Source organism: Acidiluteibacter ferrifornacis, from assembly GCF_009909615.1.
In the GTDB taxonomy this organism is placed as follows: Bacteria; Bacteroidota; Bacteroidia; order Flavobacteriales_E; family Vicingaceae; genus Acidiluteibacter; species Acidiluteibacter ferrifornacis.
Window position 1 is genome coordinate 322,319 of sequence record NZ_WWNE01000012.1, and the last position, 16,378, is coordinate 338,696.

The 16,378-nt window shown below is 37.2% G+C and carries 13 protein-coding genes and 1 pseudogene; 7 read left to right on the top strand and 7 right to left on the bottom strand.

All coding sequences use genetic code 11. From position 1 onward, the window contains the following. Nucleotides 1-210 precede the first annotated feature (210 nt). The 6 genes from GQN54_RS13575 to GQN54_RS13595 form a co-directional block, all read right to left on the bottom strand. Nucleotides 211-1,068: a YecA family protein gene (locus GQN54_RS13575; protein ID WP_160634098.1), complete on the bottom strand. Its 858-nt coding sequence runs from the start codon at nt 1,066-1,068 to the stop codon at nt 211-213. Next, the gene (locus tag GQN54_RS13580; RefSeq protein ID WP_160634099.1) at nt 1,058-1,639 is read right to left on the bottom strand and encodes a hypothetical protein; all 582 of its coding nucleotides are present in this window, start codon (nt 1,637-1,639) and stop codon (nt 1,058-1,060) included. The genes GQN54_RS13575 and GQN54_RS13580 overlap by 11 nt, the downstream gene beginning before the upstream one ends. Before the next feature lie 172 nt (nt 1,640-1,811). Further along, complete coding sequence (locus GQN54_RS13585; RefSeq protein ID WP_160634100.1) at nt 1,812-2,336, bottom strand: DMP19 family protein; 525 nt, start codon at nt 2,334-2,336, stop codon at nt 1,812-1,814. Between the two features lie 164 nt (nt 2,337-2,500). Next, nucleotides 2,501-3,526 carry a hypothetical protein gene (locus GQN54_RS13590; RefSeq protein WP_160634101.1) on the bottom strand — a complete coding sequence of 342 codons (1,026 nt, stop codon included), beginning with the start codon at nt 3,524-3,526 and terminating at the stop codon, nt 2,501-2,503. A gap of 58 nt (nt 3,527-3,584) precedes the next feature. Further along, nucleotides 3,585-3,710, bottom strand: a complete 126-nt coding sequence (locus GQN54_RS15540; RefSeq protein ID WP_262885890.1) for a hypothetical protein — start codon at nt 3,708-3,710, stop codon at nt 3,585-3,587. Between the two features lie 114 nt (nt 3,711-3,824). After that, nucleotides 3,825-4,568, bottom strand: a complete 744-nt coding sequence (locus GQN54_RS13595; protein ID WP_160634102.1) for a DUF2490 domain-containing protein — start codon at nt 4,566-4,568, stop codon at nt 3,825-3,827. A 155-nt stretch (nt 4,569-4,723) separates the two neighbouring features. Between GQN54_RS13595 and GQN54_RS13600 the strand changes: the two genes are divergently transcribed. The 5 genes from GQN54_RS13600 (at nt 4,724) to GQN54_RS13620 (ending at nt 12,672) form a co-directional block, all read left to right on the top strand. Continuing rightward, nucleotides 4,724-6,034, top strand: coding sequence for a hypothetical protein (locus GQN54_RS13600; RefSeq protein WP_160634103.1), 1,311 nt, complete (start codon nt 4,724-4,726; stop codon nt 6,032-6,034). Between the two features lie 227 nt (nt 6,035-6,261). Then, a complete protein-coding gene (locus GQN54_RS13605; protein WP_160634104.1) occupies nt 6,262-6,699 on the top strand; it encodes a hypothetical protein in 438 nt (145 codons plus the stop codon). A 160-nt stretch (nt 6,700-6,859) separates the two neighbouring features. Continuing rightward, nucleotides 6,860-7,942 (top strand): efflux RND transporter periplasmic adaptor subunit, encoded by a 1,083-nt coding sequence (locus GQN54_RS13610; protein WP_160634105.1) that lies wholly within the window; start codon nt 6,860-6,862, stop codon nt 7,940-7,942. Nucleotides 7,943-7,966: 24 nt separating this feature from the next. Next, complete coding sequence (locus tag GQN54_RS13615) at nt 7,967-11,221, top strand: efflux RND transporter permease subunit (RefSeq protein WP_160634106.1); 3,255 nt, start codon at nt 7,967-7,969, stop codon at nt 11,219-11,221. An 8-nt stretch (nt 11,222-11,229) separates the two neighbouring features. After that, nucleotides 11,230-12,672 carry a TolC family protein gene (locus tag GQN54_RS13620; RefSeq protein WP_160634135.1) on the top strand — a complete coding sequence of 481 codons (1,443 nt, stop codon included), beginning with the start codon at nt 11,230-11,232 and terminating at the stop codon, nt 12,670-12,672. Between the two features lie 160 nt (nt 12,673-12,832). Here the strand turns inward: GQN54_RS13620 and GQN54_RS13625 are convergent, their stop codons facing one another. Continuing rightward, nucleotides 12,833-14,080: a cystathionine gamma-synthase family protein gene (locus tag GQN54_RS13625; protein WP_160634107.1), complete on the bottom strand. Its 1,248-nt coding sequence runs from the start codon at nt 14,078-14,080 to the stop codon at nt 12,833-12,835. A gap of 156 nt (nt 14,081-14,236) precedes the next feature. Here GQN54_RS13625 and GQN54_RS13630 point away from each other — a divergent pair, with 156 nt between their 5' ends. Beyond that, nucleotides 14,237-14,701 carry an Lrp/AsnC family transcriptional regulator gene (locus GQN54_RS13630; protein WP_160634108.1) on the top strand — a complete coding sequence of 155 codons (465 nt, stop codon included), beginning with the start codon at nt 14,237-14,239 and terminating at the stop codon, nt 14,699-14,701. Nucleotides 14,702-15,059: 358 nt separating this feature from the next. Further along, nucleotides 15,060-16,378, top strand: a pseudogene (locus GQN54_RS13635) (hypothetical protein); the annotation flags it as partial.

The following is a 16,378-nucleotide window of genomic DNA, read 5'->3' on the forward strand; positions in this document are numbered from 1 at the left end:
GGCTTTGTTTCTTTGCATGAAACCTAACGCCCGTATAAGATTAGTTAGGCGATAGGTAAAGATAATGTTTGCAATTTACTAATTAGCAAAAACTGCTTTGCAGTTTTGTATTTTTTTAGCCATTACGAAATCTGCAAACAGATTTTGTGGAGTTTCAAAAGGAAGCTAAAGTTTTGTAACCTGCTGACGCCTAATTAATTTTATACCGTGTTAGCTGTTGGCTTTTATTTTTAGAGTATTTGCAAGAATCATTTTCTTACTTGGATTCTTTAGAACAAACTTATAATGAGGATAGTATTTACCAATACTATTAGAGCAACATTTTTTAAATTTTTTGTTGGAACCGCAAGTACATTTCTCATTTCTTCCAAGGTTTCCGTAATTTTCTTTTCTAATCTTCATTTGGAGAACCTCTAAATTCCATTCTTCATAAGGAGATTCTAAATGGTCAAATAGGTAGTCAACAGAAGTGTAATCATATTGATCAATTTCCTCATCTGTTGTTTCATCCTTAAGAAACATGACAGAATATTTATTACCTGGATTCTCAACAAGAGAAATCCCCATTATTTCAGCTTCTGTAACTATTCTATAGCACATTTCTCCATCATAAATTTCTCCAGTGATATGCCCGCAAGGCTTCCTGATTGAAACTTCTTTATCACAAACACTACATTTCTTCTTTTTCTTAAGAATCTCTGTACTTGCAAAAATTTTATAAGGAAAAATTACTTGCAAATTCTTGACTGATTTTTCTATATGCCATAGACAGTATTGCTCTTTATCATATTGGAAGTGTTTCTTTAATCTACTAGTTATAATTTCTATCTGTTCAAGTTGTCTCCAACCATCATAATATTTTTTATTTTTTAATAGATTAAATGCAGACCTATATTCTATATGAATTTGTATAATAGTTTGGAGTATCCAAATTTCCTTTGCTTGAGATTGATTATCTGCTGTGACACAATCCAATTTTAAGCTCTGTAATTTATTATTAAGATCATCTAATGAAAAAGTTTGATTTTGAATTAAATTTAATTGTTTCTGGGCATCTTCAATTTTCATAATCCTTCAATGACTTTAATACAGTATCAATATTTGTAGCAGGACCCTCATAACTGAATTTTTTTGAAGTTCCTGAAGAATCCACTACAGTTACTGAAAATTTAATTTGAGTAGGCTCTAAATACTTTTTTTCAGCCAAGGTGCTAATGTGATTATTAATAGTTACATTGACTGATTCATCTTTAATTTCAATTTGTGGTTGAGAATTATCTTCTGCAATAATTTTTTGAATAACAAATGAAGAAAGTACAGTAACAAATACAGGAATTGCAACTTTCTTAATTACAAAATCGCCGAGTCTTTTGTAATTACTGTAAAACGCATATTCTTGATAGTCTTCGTCAGTGATACAAATATCAATCTTGATATTGCTTTGTAGTTGTTCTTTAAAATATCCTAAAATTCCTTCAGTTCCGATTGGGAATGCTAAGTGAACATTCTCTCGTAAATTTTCTACAGGTACTATTAGAATTGCAACGTCTTTTAAGTCTGTTCTTAAGTCATCGGTTACAAAGTCTTTTAACAACCAAGTTTCTATTGATTCATTACTATCGCTAATTTGTAAATCCATATTGTAGTTTTGTGCTTGCAGCTAACGTTTCGCAGCTACCCGAAGGGCGGGACTTTTACCACAAAATTTGATTTGAAAAACTAATGTTTGATTAACCACAAAACTGTCTTTGGAACACGAAACCCCGCCTTTTGGGTAGGTGCTGTTATGGGCTGCCCTTTTTTTCATCGAGTTAAAATTTGTCTTTATTTTTCCTTACAAATTCAATATTCAGCGTGTTCAAATCGTCTTCGTAACTAAAAAACTTTTGGTCGAGTTCTTCCCAAACAAGATCTGCCGTTTCTTGTATTTGCTCTAAAATTTCTTGTCGTTCTATTCTGTCTTCTGGAACATTACTATTCGGAAATTGGTCAATTGCTTTTTGCAAGATGACAGCAGTTTTTTTTGCTCCTATTGTCTGCAATGACTTAACTGTCTTATGGGCAAAGTCACCACTTGAGTTAAAAAAATATTGGTTGAACCCACCATTGTTTATTTCTCTCTCCAAACATTGAATGTAGAAAAATAGTTTCTGTTCGTCTGTCAGCTTATCCATTTCATCTCCGTAAGAGCAAAGTTCACCTATGAAATTGTCAAGTTCTATTATGCTACCATTTATGTCGTCAGACGATAGCAATTTTTCAAGGTCGAGTTTTTTGTTGTCAGAATTGTTGTTTGATTTTTCAGAACCACCAAATAGTTTTTTAAAAATGCTCATTATCTGTTGTCGGTTTTAGGGTTGCCCATAACGGTTTCGGCTATGAGTAGTTGCGTGGGTTAGCAGTTAAATTTGCAAGTACACACCAAACTGAAAATCCGCGAGGATTTTCAGAAGTAGGCGAGAACAAGCAATTACTTATAGCCATTGTTAGGCAACGTATTTTATTTATAATATTCAATTGTCCGTTTTACAATTCTCAACGGTTTATTGTTTTTAAATTCAATTTTTTCTATCCAATTATTTTCTGAATCATATTTAAAATCATAACTCCAAACATCATTAGTTTTTCCGTCATTGGTTTTTACTGTTCTTTGAGTTAAATCCCCATTTTCATTGTATAGATTTCTTTCAGTAATGGCGAATTCATTTTCTCCCATTACTATAATGGATTCTTTTAGTTTTCCGTTTTTGTGATATTTGTTTTTTATTTCATCAAATGTTGAGTCGTTTTCTACGTTGAATTTTTCAACAATTAATTGATTGTTATTGTTATAAAGATATTCGTTTTCTACTCTGATTGTATCCCAAGTTCTGTATTCGATAATCTTTTCTTTTTCTTTCAAGTTTTTACTGTTAAAACTTCTTTCGATTAATTTTACCGGTATGTTTTTATATCTAAATTGGCTTTCAGAAATTAAATTGTCGTTTTGGTCATATTCAACACTGTAAGTCAATTGGACTGTGTCATTTTGAATAGTTTCTCTTTTTATTGGTCGATTATTACTATCTCGCTCAATTTTTAGAGTTCTCTTAAATCCATCGCTAGATATTAAAACGCTAGTCAAGCTGTCTTTAGAATCATATTTAAATTCGAAGTCTAAAAACGAACCTTTACCATAATTGTCAATTTCCTTTCTTTTAATTAATAAGTCATTTTTATCATAAGTATAGATATCTTCTTTAATTACTTTGCCATTGTAAAGAAACTCTTTTATTGAAGTCAGATTTCCGAGTTCATTAAATTCGAGCAGAGAATTTCGGTCAAATGCAAGGGAATTTATTTTCTCTCCGATTTTAAAAGTGTCTTTCTCTATAATTAGGTTGAAAAGTTCAGATTTTACAGATTTTATTTGTCCATTAAAGTCATAATTCGACAGGTCACTTTTACGTTCGGTATTATCTGCTGATTTAGTACAACTAAACAACAAAAGGCAAATTGTAAATAATATTCCGAATGTTTTTTTCATATGTTGCCTAACAAGTAAATATAACGCACTTTATGCGTCATATTCCTATTTTAAAATGTTAATTATTTAATTCAGTAAAAATGTCAATTGCTTTAAAATCAACCACAAAAACGTTTATTAGTCGTTTGTTGTCGTTTTCATCACGGCGGTGGGCACGTACAAACGGATAAATGGTAGTTTTCATTTAGCAATAGTTTTTTTCAACCCCGAAGATAATACAAAAAATCAAACCAATAGCGTTGGAGTACTTAAAAATTAAACACTTGCGTAAAAAGGCGTAGAAGTAAGAAAATTGAAACTACTCCGTTTTTCTAAAATCGAAATTCTTAATAAACGTCAATTGCCCAATGGGCGTGCTAGAATACAGATTGCCGCCCAAATTGTCGTATTGGTTCATATAACCCAATTGGATCTTAGTGGCTTTATCAAAAGCGTATCCTGCGCCTACATAAAGCCAGTTTCGTGCAAAGTTGGTCGGCATTAGGTTGCTACATTGGTTGAGCCAAATCTCATCAAAGGCATTTACAAAAACCGTATGTCCGCTTTTTTTGAATGTAAACACATCAATACTCGCCGTCATTCGGTATCGAAAACGATTACTGTAGTTGGTTCCACTTTTTACAAGCTCATTGTTTTGTACCACAATCCGTTCCACCCACCGGTGCTCTTGTCGGATTCGATTCTGAAATTTCACCTTACCTGAAGAAAAGGAGAAGAACAACTGCTCCCACACATTGTGTTCGTTCAGATTAATACCTTTCGCCTTTCCTCGGGGTACCATGTTGATGAAGGTATATCCCACAGAAGCTTCCGAATTGGCATTGAAATGATAATCCAACGAAGGTCGAAACAAAAACTGTCCTTGATCGGCAAAAATTTCAAAAGTTCGTTCGTGTAGCTCATTGGTTACGCTCCAATGGTCTGATAGTTGAGCTCTGTTGAGCAACAAAAACCAACTTCTAGCTTCGTTGTAATTAACGTTTTGGGCAGCAACAATAGAAGTGAAGAAAGTAACAAGCAGGGTGAATATAGAATGTTTCATGTGAATTGGTCTAATGGAAAGTTTGAATCGGTAAAGATATCTGAAATCTAAATTTTCCTGCAAGTCAATCAATCGATTAAGTGTCTAAAAAATCTTAAAATTAATTCACTTATTTTAGCAGCATCAACTGCTAGCCGCCAACTCAATACTCATTTATGTCGATTGCTTTAAAAAAACACTTGGTAACCATCACTTTATCGCTCATTGCGATTGTGTTGTTGTTGGTCACCACCAATTTATCTTTCGGAAAAGACAAATGGAGGGGATTTTTAGAATCGGATGCCAAAGGCTATTATGCCTATTTGCCAGCAGTTTTTATTTACCATGATCTAAATTTTGGATTTTTCGACCACATCGAAAAGGAGAAGTATTTCCAAGAACACATTTTTTACGATTACCGGAGTGGCAGCAATGGATTTGTTACCAATAAATACTACGCTGGAGCGGCATTGGCGCAAACTCCCTTTTTCATAGTAGCGCATGTAGCCACCATTCTCTCAGGTGAAGATCCAGATGGCTATTCGAAGTTGTACATGCTCTCGGTGCCTATTGCGTCCTTGTTTTATCATGTTTTAGGGTTATGGTTTTTAGCAGGATTACTGCGGTTATATAAAGTCAAAGAATCGATAATTGCAGTATTGTTGTGCGCCACAGCTTTCGGCACGCATTTGTTTGTCTATACGGTAGTGGAAGGAGGGATGTCTCATGTATTTTCATTCGCTTTCATCAGCGGATTTTTATACTATTCTAAACGCTATTTTGAACTACAGCAGTTGTCCGATGTGCATAAAATGGCGCTGCTGTTGGGTTTGATCGTTTTGTGTCGCCCTATTAATGGCTTGGTGGGGTTATTTTTAATTCCATTGGCTGGAAATGTCAGAACGCTAAAAATTGGACTCTTGGATATATTTTCTAGTGTAAAAGCGTGGGCAATCAGTCTCCTTCTGTTTGTTGGTATTGTTGGAATTCAATTGGTCATTTACAAGATTTCCACCGGCAGCTTTTTAGTCTATTCATACCAAGAGGAAGGGTTTAATTTCTCCGACCCGCATTTTTTCGACATCTTATTCAGCTATAAAAAAGGATTGTTTTTATACACGCCTATGTTACTATTGGGCCTTTTTTCTGTGTTTTATTTATTACGATCTAAATCGTTTTTTTCCATCAGTTGGCTAATGTTTTTTGTTGGGATCACGTATATATTTTCTTCGTGGTGGATGTGGTTTTACGGCGGCAGCTTTTCTTCACGCGTTTATGTGGAGTACATTCCAATTTTCATTCTTCCACTGGGTTTGTTTTTAGAAAGTTGTTCACCCATAGTGAAAAAAGTAACCATTGGTGTAATCATTTGTTTGATTGGTGTTTGTCAAATTCAGAGTTACCAGTATCGGTATTACGAGATTCATTACACCGATATGGACCAAGCCAAATATTGGGAAGTATTCTTGATGCGGAACCATTTTTAAAAGTAGATAGAATAATTACAGTCTAGCCTCTAACTTCTAGCTTCTCTCTTAAAACCATAAAGCTTTCATTAGTAGCAATTCACAATTTGTCACACTGAGCATTTCGACTGTGCTCAATACAGGCTTTAGTCGAAGTGAACCATTAACCATTATTTCTCATTCGTTAACACTTTATTAACACTAGACCTCTTGCGCCCATGAATTTTGGGGTCTACATTTGGCGCCAAATGAAAAACTGTATCATCAAATATGTTACTTTAATTTTAATCCTCTTGTTGAGTGGGTATGGTCAGTTGGCCGCTCAATCGGCATTGGGGCATAAGCTTCCTGCTTTCGTTACGACGATTCAGGAGGAAGAGCAATTGATGACGGCAGCAGTTCATGCCGAGCAAGCCCCTTCTGTGACTATTTCAAATAAAAGTACAAAAGGCCAACAAGGTGAAATCCCATTTGCAGGCATTGATAAAAAAGAACCTGAAGATAAATTGATTAAGGCGCAAAGCCAATTGGCAAAAGGGTGTCAGTACATTATTTATCTTTCAATTATTCCAACACAGGTTGCTTTTTTCGATTTCGAGAAAACAACAATTTCATTCCTTGAAGACCAAGCGTCTTTTATTTCTCCTACACCTCTATACCTTGAGTTAGAGGTTTTCCGTATTTGATTATTTCTTGAAGTTAAGGTGTTTTCATAGCGCCTAACTATATCCCATCAACTCGTTTTTTAGTTGTACACAACTTTAATTCTGAGCCGTGTTGTGCTATTCAGCATTTTCACAAACGATTAACAACAACCAATTTTATTATTTTAAAAATCAACAATCAATGAAAAGAATTTTCATGTTTGTGGGAGTTTGTACAGTACTCTTCGTTATCAGTTGTACATCTCATCACGAAAAAGAAGAAGCAGAATCTAAATTTTTAGTGACCAGTCCATTAAAGCAAGACACCTCCATCGTTCAGGAGTATGTCTGTCAAATTCACTCCATCAATCACATCGAATTGAGATCTCAAGAGAGAGGTTTCTTAGAGAAGATTTTTGTAGATGAAGGTGACTTTGTGAAGAAAGGACAATTGCTATTCCGCATCATGCCAAAACTGTATGAAGCAGAAATGCATAAAGCAAAAGCTGAGGCTGATTTGGCTGCGATAGAGTTTCAAAATACTAAGTCACTGTCAGATAGTAATATCGTGTCTAAGAATGAATTGGCAATGGCTAAAGCTAGATACGAAAGAGCAAAAGCAGAACTCGAGTTATCTCAAGTTCACTTGGGTTTTACCGAAATTCGAGCACCATTCGATGGCTACATTGATCGTTTTCAAGTGCGATTGGGGAGTTTGTTAGATGAAGGAGACGTATTGACCAATCTTTCAGACAACAGCAGCATGTGGATTTATTTCAATGTGCCGGAATCAGAGTACTTGGATTTAATGGAGCACGTTACCGACATCACTAAAATGGATGTGAGTTTGAAAATGGCGAACAACAAGCTATTTCAGCATCCAGGAGTGGTGGAAACTATAGAAGCGGATTTCAACAACGAAACTGGTAACATTCCTTTTAGAGCCACTTTTCCAAATCCAAATGGATTGCTAAGACATGGAGAAACAGGTAATATCAGAGTCACTCGACAATTGAAAGATGCTTTGATTATTCCTCAGAAAGCCACTTTTGAAGTATTGGAGAAAAAGTTTGTTTTCGTAGTAGATGATGAAAATACGTTGCGCTCTAGAGAGATTACGATAGGCGAAGAATTGCCTCATTTGTTTGTGATTGCAGGAGGTTTAAATGAAGGAGATAAGATTTTGTTGGAAGGCTTGCGTAAAGTGAAAAACAATGAGGAAATCGATTTTGAATTGGTTTCACCTAAAAAGGTAATCAATCAATTAGAGTTGTATTCAGAGTAAGCTAACCGACTTAAAATTTATACTATGTTTAGTAATATCATACACCGACCTGTGTTCGCAATTGTGATTTCAATTGTGATTGTATTTACAGGTCTATTAGCAATCAATCAATTACCAACTTCCCAATTCCCACAAATTGCGCCAACTACGGTAAGTATTTTTATCGCTTATCCGGGTTCTAGTGCTGACGTTTTGGTGAAGTCGACATTGGTGACATTAGAAAACTCCATCAACGGAGTGCAGGGAATGCGTTACATGGCTACGGATGCCACGAGTGCAGGTGAAGCGACATTAAATATTGTTTTTGAACCCGGCACCGACCCCAATCAGGCCGTCATACAGGTTAAGACCAGGGTGGATCAAGTAATGCCGCTGTTGCCAGAATTGGTGCAACGAGAAGGGGTAATCATTACACCGATCCAGCCGAGTATGTTGATGTACGTCAACCTTTACAGCACTGACAAGAATGTAGATCAGAAATTTTTGTACAACTATGCCGACGTAAAAATGATTCCTGAAATCAACCGTATAAATGGGATTGCGCGGTCAAGTATTTTGGGAAGTAGAAAATATGCTATGCGGGTTTGGTTAAATCCAGACCGTATGCGAGCGTATTCTATTTCTGCTGAGGAAGTAATGGAAGCTTTGGCAGAGCAAAGTATCATGGGGCGTCCAGGTAGAATTGGACAAAGTTCTGGTATTTCTGCCCAATCTTTAGAGTATGTTTTGACTTATAAGGGTCGATTCAATAAGGAAGAAGAATACGAAGACATCATTATCCGTGCAAATGCCGAAGGGGAAAGTATCCGCTTGGGCGAGATTGCAGAAGTGAAGTTGGGAAGTGAATTCTTTGACATCTACTCGAATTTAGATGGGTATCCTTCAGCGGCTATTGTTTTAAAACAAACAGTTGGTAGCAATGCAACTGAGGTAATCGAAGAGGTGAAAGCCAGACTGGAAGAAATGAAAGAAGATTTTCCCGAAGGAATGGATTACAAAGTCAGTTACGATGTGTCTAAATTCTTGGAAGCTTCTACTGAGCAAGTAATCCATACATTGAGAGATGCCTTTATTTTGGTGGCATTAGTGGTTTTCCTTTTTCTAGGAGATGTTCGTTCTACCTTGATTCCGATTTTGGCGGTTCCAGTTTCCTTGATAGGCGCGTTCTTCGTGATGCAACTGTTTGGGTTGTCGATTAACCTAATTACTTTATTTGCTTTGGTGCTCGCCATCGGGATTGTCGTCGATGATGCGATTGTGGTCGTCGAGGCCGTCCATGAGAAGATGGAAAAGGAGCACTTGTCACCTTACAAAGCGGTACAAAAAGTAATGAAGGAAATCAGTGGAGCAATTATCGCTATTACATTGGTAATGGTATCTGTTTTCTTACCGATTTCATTCATGAGTGGTCCAGTAGGCACGTTTTACCGACAGTTTTCCATCACCATGGCGAGTTCTATCGTATTGTCGGCTATTGTGGCTTTAACGCTGACTCCTGTATTGTGTGCGATGATTTTGAAGAACAATCATGGAAAGCCAAGAAAGAAAACGCCTGTGAATCGATTCATTGATTGGTTCAACAGAGGATTTGAAAGATTGACTGGGAAATATTTGGGTTTATTGCACAAAATCGTGAACCGACGAATGGTCACTTGGGGAATCCTTATCATTTTTGGAATTGGAATCTTCGTACAATCTAAAATCTTACCATCAGGATTTATCCCTGGAGAAGATCAAGGAACCATTTATGCGATTATTCAAACTCCTCCGGGATCAACCTTGGAGTACACCAATAAGTTGTCTCAAGAATTACAGAAAATTTGTGAAGATGTAGATGCAGTAGAATCTGTTTCCTCATTGGCTGGTTATGAAATCATGACAGAAGGTAGAGGATCCAACGCTGGGACTTGTTTGATTAACTTGAAATCTTGGGGAGATCGGGATAAATCAGTGCATGAAGTGATGGAAGAGTTGGAGGAGAAATCCAAAGACTTAGGAGCGGTAATTGAATATTTTGAGCCACCAGCAGTTCCGGGATTTGGTTCTTCAGGCGGTTTCTCATTGCGGATGTTAGACAAAACGACTTCTACTGACTACCAAGAGTTTGATAAGATTAATAAAGAGTTTATTGAAGCTTTAGAGAAACGTAAAGAATTGACTGGGGTGTTTACCTTTTTTGCGGCCAACTATCCTCAATATGAGTTAGAAATCGACAACAAAGCAGCCATGCAAAAAGGGGTTTCCATTGGTGATGCCATGGAAAACCTAAACATTATGATTGGTAGTACCTACGAGCAAGGCTTCATCAAGTTTGGTCGATTCTTTAAAGTTTATGTGCAGTCAGCTCCTGAGTTTAGAAAACTTCCTTCTGATGTGTTAAAGATGTTTGTGAAAAACGATGAGGGGGAAATGGTCCCTTATTCGGCATTCATGAAATTGAATAAAACACAAGGGCCAAATGAAATTACGAGATACAACATGTATAACTCGGCCTCTATTCGTGGACTTCCAGCTGAAGGATATACTTCTGCGGATGCCATAGAAGCCATTAGAGAAGTCGCTGATGAAGTATTGCCACATGGATATGATATTGCTTGGGAAGGCTTGTCTTACGACGAATCTAGAAGAGGAAACGAAGCGTTGTACATTTTCATCATCGTTGTGATTTTTGTGTACTTGGTATTGGCAGCTCAATACGAGAGTTTCTTATTGCCATTGGCAGTGGTACTTTCTTTGCCTGTTGGGATTTTCGGTTCATTTTTATTGCTACAATTTATGGGCTTAGCGAATGACATTTATGCCCAGGTTGGACTGATTATGTTGGTTGGGCTGCTCGGTAAGAATGCCGTGTTGATTGTCGAGTTTGCTGTTCAAAAACGTCAACAAGGATTGTCCATAATCGATGCGGCCATTGAGGGTGCAAAAGTTCGGTTCCGGCCTATTTTGATGACTTCATTTGCTTTTATCGCTGGGATGATTCCTTTGGTAATCTCAACAGGAGCCGGAGCTATTGGAAACCGTACCATTGGTGGTTCAGCCATGGGAGGGATGTTATTCGGGACCCTGTTCGGAGTGATAGTAGTTCCTGGTTTGTACTTCATTTTTGGAACATTAGCAGATAAAGGTCAATTGATTAAAAACCAAGATGCTGTTCCATTATCTGAGGCGGTTAGCAAATTCGCCAACAAGGATTCGGATAAATCAACTCTGCGGAAATTAAAAATCATGATGAAGTTGATGCAGCGTAAATTAAAGAACAATAAAGACACCGATAAATAATGAATAAGATGTTAAAATATAGAAAGATACATACGTATGTAACAGCGCTTATCATAGCATTGGGTGTTGCGGCTTGTCGGGTTCCATCTATGGTTTCGGATGCAGATCATGCTGTTATTCCTGAGAATTATAAAAATGTCCAAATAAAGGATACTGTGAATAGCGGAAAGGTTCCTTGGAAGGAATATTTCACTGATCTTAACTTGAATGCCTTGATTGATTCTGCATTGAAGAATAACCAAGAGTTGAATATTTCGCTCTTGGAGATGCAAATGAGCCAAAACGAAATCCGAGCTAGAAAAGGGGAATACCTTCCTTCGTTGGGAATTGGAGCAGGAGCAGGTGTGGAGAAGTCGGCGAGATATACTCGTAATGGAGCACTTGAAGCTACGACAGATATTCAACCGGGAGAAGAGTTTCCGGAACCTTTGCAAGATTATATGGTAGGAGCATACGCATCTTGGGAGATTGATGTATGGAAGAAGTTGCGCAATGCAAAGAAAGCAGCAGTTTCTAGGTATTTGGCTTCGGTAGAAGGGAAGAACTTTGTGATGACGAACTTAATTGCCGAAGTGGCTAATTCTTATTATGAGTTACTGGCGTTGGACAATCAGTTGGAAATCGTTCAAAACAACATTGTGATTTTAAACAATGCATTGAGAGCAGTGAGACAACAGAAAGAAGCGACAATGGTGACGGAATTGGCTGTTCGAAAGTTTGAGGCAGAAGTATATAAAACAAAGAGTTTGCAGTTTGACCTTCAACAAGAAATAGTAGAAGTAGAAAACAGAATCAACTTCTTAACAGGACGTTACGGTCAACCGATTCAGCGGGATTCGAAAGGGTTTTCTGATTTGTTGCCACAAGCTGTTTTATCAGGAATTCCTGCACAATTACTAGAAAATCGACCTGATGTGAAACAAGCAGAGCAAGAATTAATGGCCGCTAAGATTGACATTAAAGTCGCTAAAGCGCAGTTTTATCCTTCATTGGGAATTTCTGCAGGAATCGGTTTTCAAGCTTTTAATCCTGAGTTTTTGATTCAATCACCACAGTCGTTATTGTACAATTTGGCTGGTGACTTAATGGCGCCTTTAGTGAATCGAAATGCCATTAAAGCGATGTATTACAATGCCAATGCTCGTCAAATTCAAGCAGTCTTTGAATATGAGCAGACGGTGTTAAACGCATATATTGATGTAGCAAATCAACTCGCCAAAGTGAATAATTTGGAACAAAGTTATGATTTGAAATCGAAGCAAGTACAAGCGCTTTCTGAATCCATTGACATTTCAATTAGCCTTTTCCGTTCTGCCCGAGCAGACTATATGGAAGTGCTAATGACACAGCGAGATGCACTAGAAGCAAAAGTTGAATTAATAGAAACTAAAAAGCAGCAAATGAATGCAATGGTAGATATCTATCACGCATTAGGCGGCGGCTGGAGATAACACAGTTTTTCTTTTTTTTGGTTGTTAGTGAACCCCGTATTGCCTTTGTGTAATTCGGGGTTTGCTTATTTTGTGATTGGAAGTTATTTAAAAGTAAAAGGGTGGAAGCGCTTCGATTATTCGAGCAGTTCCACCTTTTTTTTATTGGGGGAGATTTGGATTAAACGGCTTTAAAAGCATTTTCGATGTCCCAAATTAAATCTTCGCTGTTTTCAACTCCTACAGATAAGCGAATTAGGCTGTCAGTAATTCCCAATGATTGTTTCAACTCAGGGTCAATTCCTGCGTGAGTCATAGAAGCAGGATGCTGTACCAAGCTTTCTGTACTTCCTAAACTCACTGCTAGTTTTACTAGTTTCAAATGATTCAAAAAGCGGAAAGCTTCTTTTTCACCACCCTTGATCTCAAATGAAATCATAGCACCAGGAGCGGTGTATTGTTTTTTATAGATGGCATGAGCAGGAGTTCCTTCTTCCAATAGTCCTAAAAACATTACTTTGCTCACCATAGGGTGTTTTACCAAGTAAGCAACGATGTCTTGAGCACTCTTAGTTTGTTGTTCCATTCTTACTTTTAAAGTTTCTAAACTTCTCAATAGTAACCAACAGGTGTGCGGACTTGCCATGTTTCCTAAGAACGTACGCAACGTTTTGATACGGATCATGTTTTCGGTGTTTCCTAAAACTGCTCCTGCAATTAAATCACTGTGCCCACCGATGTATTTGGTTGCTGAGTACAATACTAAATCCGCACCATGGTCCAACGGACTGCACCATAATGGTCCCATGTAGGTGTTGTCAACCGCCAAACATACTCTTTTGTCGGCAGTACTAAAATGGTCTGCCAATTCTCGGCACATGGAGATGTCAATCAGTTGATTGGTTGGGTTGGATGGCGTTTCTATATAAATGCATCCTAATTTGTCCCCTTTTCCAGAATTTTCAATCAGTTGTATCAATTCGTCCTTAGTAGCGCCTGATCGGAAAGACAAACTGTCAACGCCAATCTTTTTCAAGAAATGATTGATGAAATGATCAGTTCCACCGTAAGTTGGCGAACTAAACAACAACAAGTCTCCTGGTTTCAAAAACTCCAATAGAGTAGTGCTAATTGCTGACATTCCGCTTTCGAAAATGGCGCAATCGTCGGCGTGGTCCCATAAGGACAATCTGTTCTCTAATATTTCTAGGTTAGGGTTATTGATTCTGCTGTAAATCAATCCCAATTGTTCGTCTTGATCTTTCTCTCTCAGGCCGTAAGCCAATTCAAAGAATGCCTTTCCTTCCTCAGCTGTTTTGAACGCAAATGTTGAGGTTTGAAAGATGGGTGGTTTAACTGCGCCTTCCGATAATTCAGGTTGATAACCGTAGGTCATCATTAAGCTTTCGGGATGTAATTTATGTTCCATAAGGATCTCGTTTAATTTTTTGCGAAAGTACGCCTAGTAGGAATTTGTTTTATGGAATAGAGGTAACTTAGTGATTATTCCTGAATTTTATAATTTTTAGGGAAAATTTAGGTTGATTTGTAAATCAGAAATAGTACAAAAGGAAAATTTCCCAAAATGAAACTAGACAACATCGATTTACAGCTATTAGAGCTGTTGCAGCAGGATTCAAAAATGAATGTGAAGGAAATTGCAACTCAATTGAATTTGACGAAAACGCCCATCTATGAACGAATCAAGCGATTTGAAAAGGAAGGAATTATTGAGAAATATGTGGCCGTATTGAATCGGAAGATTATCAGCCAATCCATGATAGTGTTTTGTTCGGTGTCTTTGGAAAGCCAGAAGATCGATGAGATTAATGCATTCAGTGAAGCAGTTCGACAAATTCCTGAGGTAATGGAGTGTTACCTGATGGGAGGAATCAATGATTTTCTACTCAAAGTCACTGTAAAGGATTTGAATGCCTATCACCATTTTTCTTCCGGTAAATTAGCTGTATTACCAAATGTAGGACAGATCAAAAGCACGTTTGTATTGAATGAAATTAAGCGGTCAACCGTGTTTCCGTTAAGTCTCTAGGTTGATTTCTTGTTCAAAAATTCTTGCTGCAGTATGGATTTAGATGGTTAGCAGCATTTAAAATACGCTTCTGAAGGATTTTAATCTTAATTAAGCTTCAGGCTTTGTCAAGTTAAAATTAATGGTGTTCATTGGAATGTTGTCTTTAGTGAAGCTCTCTTGAAAAAAGAAGTAGGAAAAAATAGTCTTGATTTATAGGTCTTAAGTTTTTTATATGTAATTGTTTATGGCATTTATGAAAAATTGAATAAAATTTAATAAGTGTTTTTACTTAAAAATGTCTAGGCGCTTCGGAGTTTAATCGTTAAATTTAGCCCTCACTTTTTAATTAATTATTACTAACTATTAAAATTACAACATGAAAAAGACTACCTTATTTAAAGGAATTAAGTCCACCTTCATTGCTTTATTTTTCGGGATACCTTTTATAGGGAATGCCCAGACTAATATAGCACCTAAGGCCACTGTTACAGCTGATGGTGCAGGTGGAGGGGGATGTAGAACAGGGGCATGTTCTACTCTAAACGATTTAAATTATGGAACATGTGGAACTCAAGAAATGTGGATTAGTACAACTCCCCCAAATGCTGTTGGAGTTGACTTTATTCAATTCGACTTTCCAAATGTAGAAACCTTTGACACTATTATTATTCATCATGGTTCTGCAACTACTAGGTTTTTAACTGGTGGAACCATACAGTATTTTGATGGATCTTCTTGGATTACTCATTCAAGTTTCTCCAACCTGCCTATGCAGTGTGTTAATAAAATTCCAATTTCTAAATTATCTACGGATCGTTTTAGAATTACATCATTTTTAATGCAAGGGACAGGGCAGTTATCAAATCCTAACTTTAGAGAAATTGAGATTATTTCTGCACCAACTGGTGCAAATGATGCAGCTGTTTTAGCTATCGATTCTCCTTCTGTTTTTTGTGCTGGTTCTCAACCTGTTTATGCAACAATTGCCAATTTGGGGGTAAATCAAATTAATGCTGTGACAGTAAATTGGGAAGTGAATGGAGTGGCTCAAACACCTGTAAATTATACACAATTGTTGGATACTATAACAGGGGTAGGTAATTTCAAGGCAACTATAATGCTAGGAACAGCAGTATTTAATGCGGGAGTAAACAATGTAAAAGTGTTTACTTCTAATCCGAACAGTGCAGTAGATACGGTAAATGTAAATGATACAATTTATGCCACACCAACCACAGCAACAGCTCCAACCTCAGTGAATGTGCTAAGTGCAACTTTGAACTCCGCAACTATTGATGCAGTTGGCGGAGCAGGAACTGTTGAGTATGAGTTTGGTCCATTAGGTTTTGCACAATCATCAGGAACGATGGGAACGTCACCAACCTCTTTATTTACGATTAATGGTTTGACAGCGAGCACTACTTACGATGTTTATGTTCGATCGAATTGTGGAGGTACAGATTCTTCATCATGGGTAGGTCCAATTACTTTCAATACCGCATATGGAGTTCCTTACTATGAAGATTTTGAATTGTTTACCGTTGGTAATGCTGTAAATCCATGGCCTAGAGGATGGAGTTCGACTAACAATTCTTCTGCGCCAAGATGGGAGTCAGAAGATGCTACGGGAGCCAATGAGAACTCCTTGAATACAGGTCCATTTTACGATAATACGACCCCTTCAACAGTTGGAGG

Coding starts and splice junctions, on each gene's coding strand:
- GQN54_RS13605 (WP_160634104.1), top strand. CDS start 6,262: ATGAAAAACTGTATCATCAAATATGTTACTTTAATTTTAATCCTCTTG.
- GQN54_RS13590 (WP_160634101.1), bottom strand. CDS start 3,526: ATGAAAAAAACATTCGGAATATTATTTACAATTTGCCTTTTGTTGTTT.
- GQN54_RS13585 (WP_160634100.1), bottom strand. CDS start 2,336: ATGAGCATTTTTAAAAAACTATTTGGTGGTTCTGAAAAATCAAACAAC.
- GQN54_RS13600 (WP_160634103.1), top strand. CDS start 4,724: ATGTCGATTGCTTTAAAAAAACACTTGGTAACCATCACTTTATCGCTC.
- GQN54_RS13575 (WP_160634098.1), bottom strand. CDS start 1,068: ATGAAAATTGAAGATGCCCAGAAACAATTAAATTTAATTCAAAATCAA.
- GQN54_RS15540 (WP_262885890.1), bottom strand. CDS start 3,710: ATGAAAACTACCATTTATCCGTTTGTACGTGCCCACCGCCGTGATGAA.
- GQN54_RS13630 (WP_160634108.1), top strand. CDS start 14,237: ATGAAACTAGACAACATCGATTTACAGCTATTAGAGCTGTTGCAGCAG.
- GQN54_RS13620 (WP_160634135.1), top strand. CDS start 11,230: ATGTTAAAATATAGAAAGATACATACGTATGTAACAGCGCTTATCATA.
- GQN54_RS13580 (WP_160634099.1), bottom strand. CDS start 1,639: ATGGATTTACAAATTAGCGATAGTAATGAATCAATAGAAACTTGGTTG.
- GQN54_RS13625 (WP_160634107.1), bottom strand. CDS start 14,080: ATGGAACATAAATTACATCCCGAAAGCTTAATGATGACCTACGGTTAT.
- GQN54_RS13610 (WP_160634105.1), top strand. CDS start 6,860: ATGAAAAGAATTTTCATGTTTGTGGGAGTTTGTACAGTACTCTTCGTT.
- GQN54_RS13615 (WP_160634106.1), top strand. CDS start 7,967: ATGTTTAGTAATATCATACACCGACCTGTGTTCGCAATTGTGATTTCA.
- GQN54_RS13595 (WP_160634102.1), bottom strand. CDS start 4,568: ATGAAACATTCTATATTCACCCTGCTTGTTACTTTCTTCACTTCTATT.